General features: G+C 34.1%; 14 protein-coding genes and 2 tRNA genes. 9 read left to right on the top strand and 7 right to left on the bottom strand.

The genetic code is table 11. The annotated features are described in order from the left end of the window. The first annotated feature begins 86 nt into the window (after positions 1-86). The gene (locus HM983_RS04590; RefSeq protein ID WP_179344227.1) at positions 87-1,337 is read left to right on the top strand and encodes a hypothetical protein; all 1,251 of its coding nucleotides are present in this window, start codon (positions 87-89) and stop codon (positions 1,335-1,337) included. Between the two features lie 389 nt (positions 1,338-1,726). Here HM983_RS04590 and HM983_RS04595 read toward each other — a convergent pair. The 3 genes from HM983_RS04595 to mutS form a co-directional block, all read right to left on the bottom strand. Then, a tRNA-Leu gene (locus HM983_RS04595) sits at positions 1,727-1,810 on the bottom strand. A 42-nt stretch (positions 1,811-1,852) separates the two neighbouring features. Then, a tRNA-Gly gene (locus HM983_RS04600) sits at positions 1,853-1,924 on the bottom strand. Between the two features lie 99 nt (positions 1,925-2,023). Beyond that, the gene (gene mutS, locus HM983_RS04605) at positions 2,024-4,636 is read right to left on the bottom strand and encodes a DNA mismatch repair protein MutS (protein ID WP_179344228.1); all 2,613 of its coding nucleotides are present in this window, start codon (positions 4,634-4,636) and stop codon (positions 2,024-2,026) included. Between the two features lie 173 nt (positions 4,637-4,809). On the opposite strand from mutS, the gene HM983_RS04610 reads away from it, so the two are divergent. After that, on the top strand, positions 4,810-5,340 hold the full coding sequence (locus HM983_RS04610) for an RNA methyltransferase (RefSeq protein WP_179344229.1): 531 nt from the start codon (positions 4,810-4,812) through the stop codon (positions 5,338-5,340). A 125-nt stretch (positions 5,341-5,465) separates the two neighbouring features. Beyond that, the gene (locus tag HM983_RS04615; protein WP_179344230.1) at positions 5,466-6,125 is read left to right on the top strand and encodes a class I SAM-dependent methyltransferase; all 660 of its coding nucleotides are present in this window, start codon (positions 5,466-5,468) and stop codon (positions 6,123-6,125) included. A 95-nt stretch (positions 6,126-6,220) separates the two neighbouring features. Here HM983_RS04615 and folK read toward each other — a convergent pair whose 3' ends face one another. Next, positions 6,221-7,354 (bottom strand): 2-amino-4-hydroxy-6-hydroxymethyldihydropteridine diphosphokinase, encoded by a 1,134-nt coding sequence (gene folK, locus HM983_RS04620; RefSeq protein WP_179344231.1) that lies wholly within the window; start codon positions 7,352-7,354, stop codon positions 6,221-6,223. A gap of 75 nt (positions 7,355-7,429) precedes the next feature. On the opposite strand from folK, the gene HM983_RS04625 reads away from it, so the two are divergent. From HM983_RS04625 to rpsU, 4 genes are all read left to right on the top strand, one after another. Next, positions 7,430-8,134, top strand: a complete 705-nt coding sequence (locus tag HM983_RS04625; protein ID WP_179344232.1) for a queuosine precursor transporter — start codon at positions 7,430-7,432, stop codon at positions 8,132-8,134. A gap of 112 nt (positions 8,135-8,246) precedes the next feature. After that, positions 8,247-10,877 carry an AsmA-like C-terminal region-containing protein gene (locus HM983_RS04630; protein ID WP_179344233.1) on the top strand — a complete coding sequence of 877 codons (2,631 nt, stop codon included), beginning with the start codon at positions 8,247-8,249 and terminating at the stop codon, positions 10,875-10,877. Between the two features lie 114 nt (positions 10,878-10,991). Beyond that, the gene (locus tag HM983_RS04635) at positions 10,992-11,855 is read left to right on the top strand and encodes a sigma-70 family RNA polymerase sigma factor (RefSeq protein WP_179344234.1); all 864 of its coding nucleotides are present in this window, start codon (positions 10,992-10,994) and stop codon (positions 11,853-11,855) included. A gap of 79 nt (positions 11,856-11,934) precedes the next feature. Next, the gene (gene rpsU, locus HM983_RS04640) at positions 11,935-12,129 is read left to right on the top strand and encodes a 30S ribosomal protein S21 (RefSeq protein WP_179344235.1); all 195 of its coding nucleotides are present in this window, start codon (positions 11,935-11,937) and stop codon (positions 12,127-12,129) included. A 59-nt stretch (positions 12,130-12,188) separates the two neighbouring features. On the opposite strand, the gene HM983_RS04645 is transcribed toward rpsU, so the two are convergent. Continuing rightward, entirely contained in the window at positions 12,189-12,980 is a 792-nt protein-coding gene (locus tag HM983_RS04645; protein ID WP_179344236.1) for a DUF2797 domain-containing protein, read from the bottom strand. A gap of 133 nt (positions 12,981-13,113) precedes the next feature. Between HM983_RS04645 and HM983_RS04650 the strand changes: the two genes are divergently transcribed. After that, complete coding sequence (locus HM983_RS04650; RefSeq protein WP_179344237.1) at positions 13,114-14,634, top strand: GH3 auxin-responsive promoter family protein; 1,521 nt, start codon at positions 13,114-13,116, stop codon at positions 14,632-14,634. Between the two features lie 164 nt (positions 14,635-14,798). Beyond that, positions 14,799-16,034, top strand: coding sequence for a carboxypeptidase-like regulatory domain-containing protein (locus HM983_RS04655; RefSeq protein ID WP_179344238.1), 1,236 nt, complete (start codon positions 14,799-14,801; stop codon positions 16,032-16,034). 253 nt (positions 16,035-16,287) lie between these two features. On the opposite strand, the gene clpX is transcribed toward HM983_RS04655, so the two are convergent. Together clpX and HM983_RS04665 are read right to left on the bottom strand one after the other, a co-directional pair. Next, complete coding sequence (clpX, locus tag HM983_RS04660) at positions 16,288-17,517, bottom strand: ATP-dependent Clp protease ATP-binding subunit ClpX (RefSeq protein WP_179344239.1); 1,230 nt, start codon at positions 17,515-17,517, stop codon at positions 16,288-16,290. A 133-nt stretch (positions 17,518-17,650) separates the two neighbouring features. After that, a complete protein-coding gene (locus HM983_RS04665; RefSeq protein ID WP_179344240.1) occupies positions 17,651-18,328 on the bottom strand; it encodes a ClpP family protease in 678 nt (225 codons plus the stop codon). Positions 18,329-18,358: the final 30 nt, after the last annotated feature.

Raw genomic sequence — 18,358 nt, forward strand, 5'->3', positions numbered from 1 at the left:
GAGGCGTTCAAAACCTCTCTTTATTTGTTCAAATGTTGAGGTTATACGGCAACGCATACCCACAACTCAAAGATACTAAAATCTAATTGACAACCGACTTTATTAAAATAAAAGTAAGTAACAACGACCTGAAGCAATATTTTTGGTCGCACTCTCTATTATACTTTCATTCAGATAGTGAAATACTTTTATTTGATAATGAAACCATACACACCAAACACAAAAAGCAATATAACGGCATATTATTTGAGTTTACTAAACACGCCTTATATATCTATTTTAAGCCCCATTATTATTTCAACAACAACTTACACAACGCAAACGATTTTACAATCTTAAACTGCATTAAAACACTTCGAGAGTTTGCAGACACTTTCAAAGTAGATACTAAAGAATTACAAATAATAAATATTGAGTTTGGGTTAAATATTGTTATTCCTAAAAATCTAATTTGTGTTAAGGACTTTTTAACTCTTTTAACATACCACGAACAAAACCAGTTTTATACAGATAGTAAACATTCGTATTGTAAATACAGTACCACAACAAACAGTAACGGTAAAACAAACGTCTATAAGATTATTAAATGTTATGCTAAAGGCTTACAATTTCCTGTATATACCGACTTAAATACATTTAGGTTTGAAGTAAAAAGCAACCGTAAAAAGTATATTGAAAGTTTAGGAATAAAAAACCTCAACGACTTACTAGGACCTAGCACCTACCAAATATTAGAAAACACTATTTTAAAAGAGTTTGATAAGATTTTAATAATAGATGAACAAGCAAGACCAGGACTTACCAAAACCAAACTAGACAACCACAAAAAGAGGTTAAACCCTATTTACTGGCACAAACTATTAAACAAAAGTAAAAACGTATTTAGAACGAATTTCAAGTCGTATTATGATGCTTTAAATACTTGTGAAACGCATCTTAAAAAAGAAGTCAGAAAACTAATATTTGACAAACTGAAAGAACTAAAAAAGTGTGCCGTTTTAACACCCTATACAGAACAAAAAAAGTGTGCCAATTTAACTATATATAAAGGTAAAACCGGCACACATTTAAATAACCGATGTTTAGTAACTGGATTAAATATATCTATGCAAAGAAATGATAGTATTTTACTTTCACATACTGGACTTAAATATTACTACAAAACGGATCGTTTCACATACGACCGAATAAAAAACAAATATCTTTCTACTAATTGGATTAATTCAGATTATAAAACCCAAATAAAAGAGATTGCTCATAATATTAGAAATAAGCATAGTAATATTAAATTGAGAAACAAACGATTATACGAACCAAGTCAAATACAGATGTTTTAAAATAGATTCTCGTCGTTTTCCAAGTTAGTAGGGCCCTAAGTATTCCTAAGGTATTTACCCTCTAAAATACTCGAATTATAAAAGGTTTAAACAACGAGGTTACGGCGAGGGTAATTTTACGGTAAGGGATAGATAGAATTGTACAAAGTTACGTTTAGGTTAGGTTAAGGAAACAATAAATTAAATGTCAAGGAAACGTCAAGGACAAACGACAAAACCGCAGACATCATATCGAACCGCAAACAAAGATTTTTTGACAGTCACAACGCACATACGAGGAATAATTTAAAACAAACACTAAATTTTCAATTGGCTGACTAAATACTGACTAGATTACAAAAAAGAAAACCGCAATAAACTAACATACAGTTTATTACGGTTTTTCTAAGTACTGAAGACGGGACTTGAACCCGTACGTCCTAATGGACATTGGATTTTAAGTCCAACGTGTCTACCAATTCCACCACTTCAGCATCATGATTACAGACTATAATCAATATTGGTATATATTATAGAGCGAAAGACGGGATTTGAACCCGCGACCCTCACCTTGGCAAGGTGATGCTCTACCCCTGAGCTACTTTCGCAGAATTTTTAAAAGAACTTGTTCGCTCTAAAAGCGGATGCAAATTTATAATTTTTATCATAAATGCAAAGGCTTTTTTTATAAATAAATCGAAATAATTTTAAGCTTGTTTTTTCTTAACTAACATTCGTTTAATTTCATTGAGTTTCATGAGTGCCTCAACCGGTGTTAATGTATCGATATCCGTATTTAGAATTTCATCTTTTATATCCTCCAAAAGAGGATCATCTAAATTAAAAAAACTTAATTGAACATCGTCTTTTAACGTTTTTACCTTGTCGGTCAATTCATCGCTTGAATGTGATTTTTCAAGTTTTGAAAGAATTTTGTTAGCACGTCTTATAACTTGCTGTGGCATACCTGCCATTTTAGCAACGTGAATTCCAAAACTATGTTCGCTGCCACCTTCAACCAGTTTTCTCACAAAAAGCACATTATCTTTAAGCTCTTTTACAGACACATTAAAATTCTTAATTCGGATGAAAGTTTCGGTCATTTCATTAAGCTCGTGGTAATGTGTGGCAAATAAAGTTTTTGGTTTTGCAGGGTGCTCGTGCAGATATTCGCTAATGGACCAAGCAATAGAAATACCATCGTAGGTGCTCGTTCCTCTCCCTATTTCATCCAACAACACTAAGCTTCGGTCTGAAATATTATTCAAAATTGAAGCAGTTTCATTCATTTCTACCATAAAAGTAGATTCTCCCATCGAGATATTGTCACTCGCTCCCACGCGTGTAAATATTTTATCGACCAATCCAATCCTAGCTTTTCCAGCAGGAACAAAACTACCAATTTGCGCCAGCAATACAATCAATGCGGTTTGCCTCAAAATTGCTGATTTACCAGACATATTTGGTCCAGTTATCATAATTATCTGTTGTGCTTCTCTATCGAGATAGACGTCATTAGCTATATAAGGCTCACCAATCGGTAACTGTTTCTCAATAACCGGATGACGACCGTCTTTAATTTCCAAATCAAAACTATCGTCTATTTGTGGACACACATAATTGTTAGATTTTGCCAAACTCGCAAATCCACATAAGCAATCCAATTTTCCAATTAATTGTGCATTCTGCTGAACAACTACTATAAACTGGTGTATCCATTGCACCAATTCTGCAAACAATTGTTGCTCAATGGCTAAAATACGCTCTTCTGCTCCAAGAATTTTCGCTTCGTATTCTTTTAGTTCCTCTGTAATATAACGTTCTGCATTTACCAAGGTTTGCTTACGTATCCATTCTTCAGGTACCTTGTCTTTGTGAGTATTACGTACTTCTATGTAGTAACCAAATACGTTGTTGGACGCTATTTTAAGTGATGTAATACCTGTGCGCTCACATTCGCGCTCAAGCATACTATCTAGATAATTTTTTCCAGATTTTGACAAACCTCGTAACTCATCCAATTCTTGTGAAAAACCTTCAGCAATTGTGTTACCCTTTAATACATTTACAGGTGCTTCTTCGTTTAACGTTTGTTTAATCTTGTCACGCAAAACATCACATCTATTTAGATGATCTCCTAAGATTTTAAGCGCTTCATTGTCGCAACTTTCAGCAATAGATTTTATAGGAACTATGGCTTCCAAAGAATTTTTCAATTGTACAACTTCGCGAGGATTAACTTTAGTTGTTGCTATTTTTGAGATGAGACGCTCAATGTCACCTATATGCTTAATGTGACCTTGAATTTTTTGAAGCACAGTTTCATTATCCAACAAAAACTCAACTACTTCGTGCCGTTGTTTGATTTTATCGGCATGCTTTAATGGTAAAGCCAACCAACGCTTTAAGGTACGACCTCCCATAGCGGATATGGTTTTGTCAATTACATTGATCAAGGTTACCGCATTGGTATTAGTAGAATGGTAAAGCTCTAAATTTCGGATGGTGAATTTATCCATCCATACATAATCGTCTGTTTCAATTCTGGAAATAGTTGTAATATGCTCTAGCTTATTATGGCGAGTTTCATTTAAATAATGAAGTACAACTCCAGACGCAATAATACCTTCGTATAAATCTTCAATCCCAAAACCTTTTAATGTTTTAGTATTAAAATGTTTGATCAAGGTTTCATAGCCAAAATCGGCTTGAAACACCCAATCTTCCAGGTAAAACGTATGAAAATCGTTGCCAAAAGTTTCTGTAAAAACTTTTCTGGATTTTTTCGAAATTAAAACTTCACTAGGGTTGAAATTTTGAAGCAACTTATCAATATACTCCGCATTGCCTTGAGACGTCAAAAACTCACCTGTTGAAATGTCCAGAAATGAAATCCCAATGCGCTGATTATCGAAATAAACGGCAGCTAAAAAATTATTCGATTTTGAATTTAGAATATCGTCATTGAGTGCTACACCAGGCGTCACCAATTCCGTTACACCACGTTTTACAATTGTTTTAGTCTGCTTTGGGTCTTCCAACTGATCACAAATAGCTACTCGCTCACCTGCCCTGACGAGTTTTGGCAAATAAGTGTTTAAAGAATGGTGCGGAAACCCAGCCAGCTCTGTTTCACTATCACTACCAGCTCCTCGTTTGGTTAATGTAATGTTGAGAATTTTTGAGGCTTTAACAGCATCGCTGCCAAAAGTTTCGTAAAAGTCGCCAACTCTGAACAACAATAACGCATCAGGATATTTAACCTTGATGGCATTGTATTGCTTCATTAATGGTGTTACTTTTTTTGCCTTTTTAGCCACTGGATTTGTGTATTTTTGTTGTGAAAATCAACTTAATTGTAGGTCTGCTAAAATACTTATATTTTGAGGTTTGGTGAAGTCAAAGAAGTATAAGTTATTTACAGGTGTTGATAAGTCGAAATACTCAACCTTAAAGGTTTTAAAAACCCTCTAGGTCTTCTAAATGAAAACAAATGCGTAAACTAAAAAATAAAGAATTAGAACGACTGGAAATTTTAGAATTTAAAAAAGCTGAAAAATCTCCTATCATAATAATTCTTGACAATATTAGAAGTTTAAATAATATCGGTTCAGTTTTCAGAACAAGTGATGCGTTCTTAATTGAAAAGATCTACCTCTGTGGTATTACCGCAACACCACCACATAACGATATTAGAAAAACGGCTTTGGGCAGTACCGAAACTGTAGATTGGGAATATGTTGACACGACTGTTGATTTGGTAGAAAAACTAAAAAATGAAGGCATAAAAATTTGTTCGATTGAACAAGCTGAAAATGCGACCATGCTTAACAATTTTAAACCTCAACCCAACCAAAAATATGCTTTTGTTTTTGGAAACGAAGTTAAAGGCGTAAGTCAGAAAATTGTTAACATAAGTGACGCGGTTATTGAGATTCCACAATACGGTACCAAACATTCTTTAAATATTTCTGTTAGTTGTGGTGTTGTGGTATGGGACGTGTTTTCGAAGTTAAAACATTAGATTCTTTTCTGCCAGCTCGAGCATAGTCTAAAAATCTCAAAAAAAAATCTATTTTGAGATACCTCAATTATTTCGACAAGCTCAACACAACGCGTTGTTAATTTTGGAATGGCAAATTCGAATAAATGAAAAAGACAACAAAGAAACCTTGGCCTACAAAAGCCGTAATGAAACAAATTTACGAGCAACATCTATGGGGCGGAAACGATTCTGACTTCTATTCAGGTGAAGGTTCCCATGATTCAGCAATCATAAAACCCTATGTAGAAGCTGTTCGAGATTTTTTGAAGTCCAACAATAAAAAATTGAGGGTTTGCGATTTAGGTTGTGGCGACTTCAATGTTGGCAAAGAACTCGTGCCATATGCGCAACTTTATTTTGCCGTTGATATTGTTGAAGATTTAATCGAGCGAAATAGAAATCTTTTTAAGGAAAACAACTTAGAATTTTTTAATCTCGATATTTCAAAAGACGATATCCCTATGGCAGATTGCCTCATTTTAAGACAAGTGCTTCAACACCTATCAAATGCTGAAATTCAAAAAATCGTCAATAAACTTCACAATTACAAATATGTGATTCTTACCGAACACTTACCGCTTGGTGACTTTATTCCTAATAAAGATAAAATTACAAGTCAAGGAATTCGATTGAAACAAGGTAGTGGCGTGGATTTACTAGCTGAACCTTTTAATTTGAAAATTGAATCAAAACAATTGTTGGCGGAAACCGTTTTAAAACAACCTGAAAGCAAAATTGTGACGCTACTTTTTACGATGTTTTAGAGTTCATCATTCTATTAAATTTGCTGGATTACTGTGCATTCATTTTTATGGGATCCTGAAACGTGTTCAGGTTGACAAAACCAAAATATTACTAACTAATCAACACTATTTATCTCACCCAAAACCCACAAATAATCTTCACGGCTTTTAACAAAATCTTTATTTGAAATGTCAATGATCTTCACGTTCATTTCTGTTTGGCTCCTTAAAAATTCAAGATAACCTGCATTTATTTTTTCGAGATAATCGTCTTTAATGTTTTTTTCGTAATTACGACCTCTTTTTTTAATATTAGCTTGTAAACGTTCTGTATTCTGATAGAGATATACGTACAAATCTGGCTTGGCAATGTCTTTATATACTTGATGAAATAATTTACGATACAATCTAAATTCATCTTCGGGCAAAGTGACTTTAGAAAAAATTAATGATTTGTTCACGTCGTAATCGCTGACCATAAAATCCTTAAACAGATCCAATTGCGATAAATCATCGCTAATCTGTTGATAGCGGTCGGCTAAAAAAGACATCTCTAAAGTAAATGCATAGCGCTCTGGTTCTTTGTAAAATTTAGGTAAAAATGCATTGTCTTTAAAGCGTTCTAATATCAATTTAGCATTAAAATCTCGTGCTATTTTATTCGCTAAACTGGTTTTTCCGGCTCCGATATTTCCTTCAATAGCGATATAATTATAATCGCCAAAAGCATAAGCTTTCTTAGGGTTTTTCAACCATATATTTATAGATTCTATGACCGAATTATCCTCACATTCTTCAAGTAATAACTCGATAGATTTATTAAGCTGAGGGTGCTCAACTTCTTTGGCAATATCACAAAGCGGTTGCAACACGAACTTACGTTTGTGCATTTCGGGATGTGGAATTTTCAGCGAAGTTTCATCTATTATTTCATCTTCATAAAAAATAATGTCCAAATCGATTTCGCGCGATTCATAACCACCTGAAGTTTTTAATGTTCTTCCGAGTTTAGCCTCTATGTTTTGTAATGCCTTTAGGAGTTTTTTCGGTTTGAGTTGCGTTTCAACCTTGATACAAGCATTATAGAAATCGTCACCCTCAAAACCAAATGCAGGTGTATTGTATACTTTTGAGATTTTCTGCACCGCACCCACACTTTCGTAAATCCCGTCGATTGCAGACTGTATATTCTGCAGTTTCAGGCCTTTATTGCTGCCCAAAGCGATGTAAATGGTTTTGATGTTCGTCATAAGCTGAATTAGCAAAATAACTAAAAGAAAATTTATTCCTTTATCTTTACCAAAACTATTTATCAACCATTTTTAATGTCAATAAAAGACAAGCTTTTAGCCCAACGTATTTATCTTCTTTTAGGTGCTTTGTTTATCACGTCTTTAGTTGTTTCAAATTTAATTTTTCAGAAATTCTTTTATTGGTATCCCTTAAATATTGAAATTTTTGGATCAAAATTATTTGAGATTTCAGTGGGAATTTTACCCTATCCAATAACGTTTTTAATTACTGACTTGGTCAGTGAAATTTACGGAAAGAAACGTGCCAACGATATCGTGATTGCAGGGATTTTTGCTTCACTATTTTCAATTGCAATCATTCTAATGGCAGATTACGTACCGGCAATTATAAACTCTCCCATAAATGACGAGGTCTTTAAGCTAGTGTTTAGCAAAACAGTTTTGGCCGTGGGCTCTAGTATGTTTGCTTATCTTCTTGCTCAACTTATTGATATACGGATTTACCATTTTTGGAAAAAATTGACCAACGGAAAGCATCTATGGCTTAGAAATAACTTTTCTACTTGGCTTTCTCAATTTGTAGATACTTTATTTATTATCGGCCTATTATGTTTTTTTGAAGTTTTGCCGTGGTCCAGCTTTAAAGGCTTACTCATAAGCGGGTTTTTATTTAAAGTTTTAGTGGCAGCATTTGATACTCCTTTTTTATATCTTGGAGTTTACTTTTTTCGAAAACGCTTCAAGTTAAAAATCAACGAGGAAATTAGTCTAATTTAAAAGCAGATTAACCTTTAAATTCTTCTTAAAATTAGCTGAAATCACAACTATTCTGAGGATTTTTGTGTATATACATACTAAGCTATCTTTTAAACTTGACAATACATTACTTATGAAAAAAGTATTTAAAATAATTGGTATTATTCTACTTATTTTTATTGCTGTTCTTATAGCAATTCCTTTTGTATTAGAATCTAAAGTAGATTCCATAGTGCAGAATTATGCTGATAAAAATCTCAATGCCAAATTGAGCTTTGATGATATAGACTTGAGCCTCATTAAAAGTTTTCCAAATGCAAATGTGAGTGTAGATAATCTAAAAATCACCACATATGCCCCTTTTGAGGATGAAACTCTTGCCACTGCAAAATCCATTTCCTTTAAAATGCCAATTGGCGAGCTTTTCAAAGGGTCGGACGAGCCATTGACTGTCAATGAAATTATTGCTAACGAACTACTCTTGGTTATAAAAACAAACGCGACTGGCGCTGTTAATTACGATATCCTGAAGACGAGTGAAAACACTATAACCGCTTCAGATTCTACCACTACTGGGTTTACTTTTGATATTGAAAATTACGAAATTGACAATAGTGCCTTCACTTATATAGACGAAACCAACAATACGGTTATATATCTTACCGAAATCAATCATGAAGGCAATGGCACTTTTTCTGGCGGACTATCTGAATTAGAAACAAGAACAGAAGCTAAAGCAACATTTGCAATGGATAGTGTTGAATATTTAAGTAATAATATTATAAAATTAGACGCATTAATTGATCTGGATTTAGAACAGGAAAAATATACGTTTAAAGAAAATAAAGGATACATCAACGAACTGCCTCTCGAGTTTCAAGGTTATGTACAGCAGGTTGAAAACGGACAGCAGGTAGATATCAGCTTTAAAAATCCCGAATCATCATTCAAAGATTTCCTAGCTGTTATCCCAAAAGCTTATGCCAAAAATATTGAGACTGTAAAAACTACTGGAAATTTTACGGTCAATGGTATCATTAAAGGTTTAGTTTCCGAAGAGACTATACCTACTTTAGATATTAATATGCAATCAGACAATGCGTCGTTTAAATATCCAGACCTACCAAAAAGTGTTGAGAACATTATGATCGATGCTAATGTAAAAAACACTACAGGTCTTGTGGATGATACCTATATTGATATTAATAAACTGAACTTTAAAATTGATAATGACGTTTTTAAATCCGAAGCGCACATAAAAAACCTCACCAAGAATATTTTGGTAGAAGCCAACTTGGATGGTGTCATAAATTTAGCAAATATCACCCAAGCCTACCCGATTGAACTTGAAAATGAACTTAGTGGCATTCTCAAAGGTAATATTGTCACCTCTTTTGATATGGATGCGATTGAAACAAATGCATATCAACGCATAAAAAACAAAGGAAATATTTCAATTTCTAACTTCGTATTTTCGTCGGAAGATATTGCTAACCCAGTTCAAATCAATGAGGCAGATTTGACTTTTAAAGATGGATTTGTGAGCCTGAATAAATTTTCTGCATTAACGGGAAAGAGTGATTTTACAGCAACAGGAACGATTAATAATCTATTAGGTTTTATGTTGAGCGACAAAAACCTTCAGGGAAATTTCAACTTAAATTCTAATACGTTGGCAATTTCAGACTTTATGAAAGATGAGACAGATGTAACCACTAGTGCCAACGGAAGCACTTCGGCAACAGAAGCACTTAAAATCCCTGAATTTTTAGAATGTACGATTACCGCAAATGCGAACACGGTAATTTATGATAATCTCAATTTAAAAAATGTAAAAGGACAGCTAGTCATTAAAGATCAAAACGCCAATTTACGTAATGTCACTACGGATATATTTAATGGTAAAATAGGTGTTTCCGGTAACGTTTCGACCAAAGAGGCAACGCCCAGATTTGATATGAATTTGGCATTGCAGCAACTTGACATTTCGCAATCATTTAAAGATTTAGAAATGTTACAGGCATTAGCGCCAATTGCAAAGGTGATTGAAGGTAAGCTCAATTCAACCATAAATTTAAGCGGTTTATTAAACAACAGCTTTTCGCCAGATTTAAGCACTATTTCAGGAAACGCTTTAGCGGAAATACTAACATCTGATATTAATGTTTCACAAAGCCCTTTACTTCAAGGTTTGGACAGCAAGCTCGATTTTCTCGATCTAGAAGAATTAAAGCAAAATATCGATACTAGATTAAGTTTTGAAAACGGCCAAGTGTCTTTGAAACCATTCTCATTAAAATATAAGGACATTCCAATAGAAATTTCAGGAACACATACATTTACTAACAATATGAAATACGATGTGGTGTTTCAAGTCCCAGCCAAATACTTAGGTAGTGAGGTGAATCGTCTTATCGGAAAAATTAATGATAACGAAGTAAACAACCTTACCATTCCCGTTACTGCCAATATAAATGGAAATTTTTCAAATCCTAATATATCGACCGACCTTACGAGTGGTGTTTCCAATCTGACCAAACAGCTGATAGAAATTGAAAAACAAAAACTCATCGGCAAAGGAAAAGACAAGATTATTGATTTGCTAGGTGGTGGCTTAGGAAAAGATAATACTTCAAAAAAAGATTCGACAGTAACAGATAGCACCAAAACCAAGCCAAAAGATCAAGTAAAAAAGGGTGTAAAAAGCATTTTAGATAATGTTCTAAAACCAAAGAAAAAACAAACAGATTCTACCCAAAATTAATTTTCAAACCCAAAAACAGCTTTTTTTTGCCAATTTTTGTTAATTATTGCGTAATAATTTGCTTTTCTTAAAAATTGGGTTATAATGTGGGTTCACTAAATTTAAACAGGATACATGAGGCAGTTAAAAATCACCAAGCAGGTTACCAACAGAGAAGACAAATCATTAGATAAATACTTACAGGATATCAGTAAGATTCCTTTGATTACAGCAGATGAAGAAGTAGAGTTGGCTCAACGCATTAAAAAAGGTGACCAAGTTGCACTAGACAAGTTAACTACGGCGAATTTAAGATTTGTGGTTTCTGTGGCTAAGCAATATCAAAATCAAGGCTTAAAATTACCAGATTTAATTAACGAAGGTAATGCAGGTCTAGTAAAAGCGGCAAAACGTTTTGATGAAACTAGAGGTTTTAAGTTTATTTCTTATGCCGTATGGTGGATTAGACAAGCTATTTTACAAGCTTTAGCGGAACAATCTCGTATTGTTAGGTTACCGTTAAATAAAATTGGAACCATTAATAAAATTAATAAGGCATTTTCTCATTTAGAGCAAGTAAACCAAAGACCTCCAAATGCAGATGAAATTGCTCGTGAGTTGGATTTAAGCGTGCGTGAAGTAAAACAATCCATGAAAAATTCTGGTCGCCATTTATCTATGGATGCACCATTAAAGGATGGAGAAACATTTAGTTTATATGACGTTGTGAGTTCTGGAGAATCCCCAAGACCTGATAAGCAATTGATGAAAGAATCATTAAATGTTGAAGTTGAGCGTGCTTTAGAAACCCTGACACAAAAGGAAAGTGACGTCATTAGATTGAATTTTGGAATTGGTGATCAGCCACCAATGACACTAGAAGAAATTGGCGGAATTTACGATCTTACCAGAGAGCGTGTAAGACAAATTAGAGAAAAAGGTATCCGTAGATTAAGACATGCTAGCAAAAGCAAAATCTTAAAAACTTATTTAGGATAATTTAATTTTTTATTTTCAAATAGTTAGCATATATTTGCCGACCATTTGCAAGAATTAGATAACAATAAAATATCGATAAATGATTAAAATCGAAATCAAAGAAGGAGAAAATATAGAGCGTGCGCTTAAGCGTTACAAGCGTAAGCACAGAAACGTGCAGATTATGCAAAACTTAAGAGAGTCTCGTTATTTCACTAAGCCTTCTGTAAAAAGAAGAAGAGAAATCCAAAAAGCCGAATACATTCAAGGCTTAAGAGATCAAGAGGACGTATAGATCTTCTTTATAAATATTTTATAAAAGAGAGCAACTAATTGTTGCTCTTTTTTTGTTCTTTAAACATTCAGGTTTACGACCAAACCTTCGTTAGCTCTCACATTAAAAACGGTGTCATCTTCAAAAATGAGATACTGCCCTTTTATACCCATCAACCTCCCCGAATAATTTCGTGTTTTCTTCAAGTTAAGACTTTTAGGCTTTTCAGGATATTTTAGCACTGGAAAATGAAGATGAGTTTCAGCGTTGGTTTCAATAAAATAATCCAAAGCTTCCTGTGGAATATAGGATTTAAGTCGTTGTCGCCACTCTTCTAAATTTACGTCTTCAATATTATTTTTAAGCATGTTCCGCCAGTTAGTTTTGTCTGCTACATGATCTTTTAATGCTACCTCGGTTATACCAGCTAAATAGCGGTTGGGTACCTCAACCATTTCTATGGCTTCGTGCGCACCTTGATCTATCCATCGTGTTGGCACTTGGGTTTTTCGTGTTACACCAACTTTTACATTGCTTGAGTTTGCCAAGTAAACAACGTGTGGCTGTAGTTGTACTTTCTTCTCATAAGCTAAATCTCGATCCTCCTTATCTAAATGCGCAGTACTCAATTCTGGCCGCATGATCCAATCGCCTGCCACGGGCTGGTCAAAAAAACAAGTTCTACAAAAACCCTGACGGAAAATCGGCCTATCCAACTTACAACTTAAACATTGGTGGCCAATGAGCTGAATCTCAAGGGTATTTTCCAATAATTGATTAACATGAATAAAGTCGTTTTCAAAAACCATATAATATTGAATCGGTTCTGAAAACTCAGTTTGCATTTTAGTGAGTACACCGGTGTAGAGCATAAAAGAAATTTAGTATTTTTAGCATTAAACTTATTTCAACCTTTTGCGTTTAAGCGAAAATTAATCATTTTTTTAGCAAATGGAAAAGGTTGTAATTAGTTCACCACTAATTTAGCCAAAAGATAGCCAATCCATGCCAATCCCTATTGTAAATTCTATTGCTTCATGGTTTTTAAAGAAACGATTTCATCAAATCGAATTGTTTTTAAAATACCCGAATGAAGTACAGAACGAATTACTTTTTAGCCTTTTGAAACAAGCAAAAGATACTGAAATTGGCAAACAATATGACTTTAATTCTATAAGAACGTATAAAGAATTCAGTGAGCGTATTCCTATTGTAAATTATGAGGCTATGCAACCCTTAATAGAGCGTTCAAGGCAAGGAGAACACAATATATTTTGGCCAAGACCTATCAAGTGGTTTGCCAAATCAAGTGGCACTACGAACGCCAAAAGTAAATTTATACCAGTAAGTATCGAATCTTTGGAAGATTGCCATTATGCGGCGAGTAAAGACTTGCTCTGTATGTACCTAAACAACAACGAAGACGCACAATTATTCACAGGAAAAAGCCTGAGATTAGGCGGTAGTAAAGAATTATATAAAGAAAATGGGACTGTTTTTGGAGATTTGAGTGCTATACTTATTGATAATATGCCCTTCTGGGCAGAATTTAGTAGTACTCCGAGCAGTCGTGTTTCTTTAATGCATGATTGGGAGACAAAAATGCAGGCTATCGTAGATGAAACTAAATACGAGAATGTAACAAGTTTAGCTGGTGTACCATCTTGGATGTTGGTTTTGCTGAATAACGTTTTAGAATCTACCGGAAAAAATAATCTTTTTGACGTTTGGCCAAATCTTGAGGTGTATTTTCATGGAGGAGTAAGTTTCAACCCTTACATTGAACAGTATCGCACCATTTTACCTTCAAGTAAGTTTAAGTATTACGAAATATATAACGCTTCCGAAGGATTTTTTGCTATACAAGATCAGAATAATTCTGGTGAGCTTCTGCTGATGCTGGATTATGGTATTTTTTACGAATTTATTCCAATGGACACTTATGGCAATGAAGATCAAAAAATCATTCCACTTAGTCAGGTAGAACTGAAAAAAAACTATGCTATTATTATTACAACTAATGCTGGTTTGTGGCGTTATAAAGTTGGCGACACGATTAGGTTTACCAGCCTTAGTCCTCATCGCATTAAAGTTTCTGGACGCACTAAACACCACATCAATGCTTTTGGAGAAGAACTCATAATCGAAAATGCCGAAGATGCTTTAAAGGCTGTTTGTAAACATACCTCTTCTGAAATTGTAGATTACACAGCTGCCCCAATATTTATGAACGGTAAAGAAAAAGGTGCCCATGAATGGATCATTGAATTTAAGACACCACCGCAAAATATGGCCGATTTTGAGGAATTATTTGACAATCAGCTAAAATCCCTCAACTCAGATTATGAAGCTAAACGTCTTAATAATATGACACTCAACAAACCAAAAATTCACCAAGGCAGACCCAATCTTTTTTACGATTGGCTTAAAGAAAACAACAAATTGGGTGGGCAACACAAAGTACCTCGATTGTCTAATTCAAGAGATTATGTGGATCGTTTATTGCATCTTAATAAGATAAAATAACACGATGTTATTTCTTGTATATTCTAAATCTTTGCGATTTTGAATATCAAAATTCAGTAAACTCATCGTATAAAATATGGGTTTTATCTAAAAAAGCATTTAAACCTATTGATATTCATTCATATAGCCTAAATTTATTCTAATTAATTCATTTCCCTCAAATTATGAAATATTTAAATCCCTTTGTCTTAACGGCATTTGCATTTCTTTCGTTTAGTTTATTGGACAACTCAGTACCTACTATTAATAATGACGCTGCAGATTTTAACACCAGTGGTTACATTTTTACCGTGAATGTTTCTAAAATAAATTCTGAATATTCCGAAATACCGAGCGCAGTTTTTAGAGGCAAACTCGTTCTTACATCTACTAAGAAAATTGGTGCTATTGGTAATGGAATTGACGAGCACACTGATCAACCATACTCAGATTTATTCTGTACGGATATCAACTTAAAAAGAGATGAACTCTCCCAACCTATACTATTTAGTAGAATTCTGAACACAAGAGGTAACGAAGGGCAAGTTGCTTTTTCGTTGGATGAATACACCATCTATTACACTAGAAGCGAACGTGATAATTCTGCAAATTATCAATTATATAAAGCTGATTTAAAGAAAGACTCGTACGGAAAATGGATCAATCATACTTTATTGAATATTACTTCTGAAGCGTATTCAGTTGAAAATCCTCACATGTCTGCAGACGGACAATTTTTATATTTCTCTTCCAATATGGAAGGTGGATTTGGTGGTTTTGATATTTACAAAGCTCTAGTTAATGAGGACGGTACATTAAGTGAGCCAATTAACTTAGGTAGAACAATTAATACTGAGGAAGACGAAAAATATCCACACACTACTAAATCTGGTAAAGAAATTTTCTTTTCCTCAAAAGGTCACGATAGTCAAGGTGGTTTCGATATTTTTATCTCGAACAACTATAGGAATCTTAACTATACAGAACCAAGAAATTTGGGTATAAAAATTAACTCAATTAGAGACGATATAGCTTTTATGTTGTTAAATGACGAAAAAGGTGTGTTTTCGTCTAATGCAGGTAATCTTGGACAACGTTTTAATATGTACCAATTTAATGCGCAAGCAATTTACCAAGAATTAGAAGGTATTGTTGTTAAAGAAGATGGTAATGTTTTGCCAAATACCATTGTAATTTTACATGATAGTGACGGCAAGGAAGTAGAGCGCCAATTAACTGGACGTGACGGAACATATAATTTTAAAATAAGACCGTTTGAAGCTTACCATTTAACCACCGTAAAAGCCGGCTATAGAGATGCAATGGTACAATTTCAATCTGACAATGCCAACTCAGATGTGGCTTATAGAGAAGTATTGAAATTAGCTGCCAAAGAAAATCCCGGTAGAATTAAGTCTTGAGCTTTTCATCGTAAAAAACGACCGACCTAATTCATATATCGAGTTTTATTTGGGCTTTGTCCAAATTATAAAAGTTAAAACGCATATTGGGATTAACTTAGCTGTAAATAAATGTGCTATCAATTATTTATAATCCCTCACTGCTATTACCATATATTGCAATGCGATATTAAATTAATCAATCCTAATTAAAAACAAAAACCACAATTTCTAGTTTTGAAATTGTGGTTTTTTTATTAATTCTATTTCTCAACTATGAAACAGCCTTCAACTTCTTTAAAGTAGATTTATTCAATCTATTTTCTGCATAAGATTTCGTTACATTTAGTTTTGTTTCGTCGGAACCTGGCAGATTAAACATAGCATCGGTTAATATTTCTTCGCAAAGCGAACGCAAACCTCTTGCACCCAATTTGTATTCTATTGCTTTTTCAACAATATAATCTAGTGCGCCATCTGTAATGGTAAATTCTACATCGTCCATTTCAAACAATTTTTTGTACTGTTTGATGATAGCATTCTTTGGTTCTGTTAATATAGCTCTTAGCGTATCGGCATCCAAGGGATCCATGTGCGTGAGCACTGGCAAACGACCAATTATTTCCGGTATCAATCCAAAATCTTTTAAGTCTTTAGGAATAATATACTGCAAAAGATTGTCACTATCTATATTATCTACTTTTATAGAACTATAACCAATAGCTTGCATGTTAAGGCGTTTAGTGATTCGCTTTTCGATCCCATCAAACGCTCCACCTGCTATAAACAAAATATGCTCGGTATTGACCTCAATAAATTTTTGGTCCGGATGTTTTCTTCCTCCTTTTGGTGGTACATTTACTGTAGTACCTTCCAATAATTTCAGTAAAGCTTGTTGTACTCCTTCACCCGAAACATCTCTTGTAATAGATGGATTATCGCTCTTACGGGCAATCTTATCAATCTCATCTATAAATACGATACCACGCTCGGCTTTTTCCAAATTATAGTCTGCTGCTTGCAACAGGCGTGTTAAAATGCTTTCCACATCTTCACCTACGTATCCCGCTTCAGTTAAAACCGTAGCATCCACAATAGCCAATGGTACATTTAACATTCTGGCAATGGTTTTTGCCATTAAAGTTTTACCCGTACCTGTTTGGCCAACCATAATGATGTTACTCTTTTGTATTTCGATATCATCATCAGAAGCTGGTTGTAGCAAACGTTTGTAATGATTGTAAACCGCCACGGACATAACACGTTTTGAGTATTCTTGCCCAATAATATATTCGTCTAAAAACGATTTTATTTCTTTCGGTTTTTTGAGCATAAGTTCTGCACTGAGCTCAGTATTGCCTGCTTGCTTGGATTCCTCAATTACGATACCGTGCGCTTGTTCTATACAACGGTCGCAGATATGTGCATCTAATCCTGCAATTAACAAATTGGTTTCTGGCTTTTTCCTACCACAAAATGAACATTCTAATTCTTCTTTTGCCATGTTTTAATTTCAATTCAATAAAACGAAAAGTATTTAGGGTAACTCTATCTTATTAATTTAAAGTAAGCTGACAGAGAAGTTGACTTTTCGAACAACTTTTTAATAGCATGAGTTGTTTTAGTCGTAAAAAATATTATTTCTTTCGTTCTAAAACTTCATCAATCATTCCGTACTCCAATGCTTCGCCTGAACGCATCCAGTAGTCACGGTCGGAATCTTTTTCAACTTGTTCCAAAGAATTCCCAGAATGATCTGCGATGATTTGATATAATTCTTCTTTTACTCTTATGGTTTCCTTAAGTGCAATTTGCATATCGCTCAATTGCCCTTGTGTACCACTACTTACCTGGTGAATCATTACACGAGAATGCCTTAAGGCAGAACGTTTTCCTTTCTCACCTGCACAAAGCAATACAGCTGCCATAGATGCCGCAATACCTGTACATATTGTAGCGACGTCCGGTTTTACAAACTGCATGGTGTCGTAAATTCCTAAACCTGCGTACACGCTTCCACCTGGTGAATTAATATAAATCTGAATATCTTTTGAAGCATCTACACTTTGTAAGAATAATAATTGTGCTTGTATAATATTAGCCACTTGATCGTTGACTCCAGTACCTAAAAAAATAATACGATCCATCATTAAACGCGAAAACACATCCATTGCAACCGCATTCATTTGACGTTCTTCTATAATATTTGGTGTTAAGTTTGAAGGATTCATGCTAGTTACTATTTTTTGATAATAGTTAGCGTTTATGCCTTGATCTTTGGTAGCAAACTTTTCAAATTCTTTTCCGTAATCCATAGGGTTATTTAGTTCTTTAATTATATTTTA

The organism is Winogradskyella ursingii, assembly GCF_013403975.1.
GTDB lineage: Bacteria > Bacteroidota > Bacteroidia > Flavobacteriales > Flavobacteriaceae > Winogradskyella > Winogradskyella ursingii.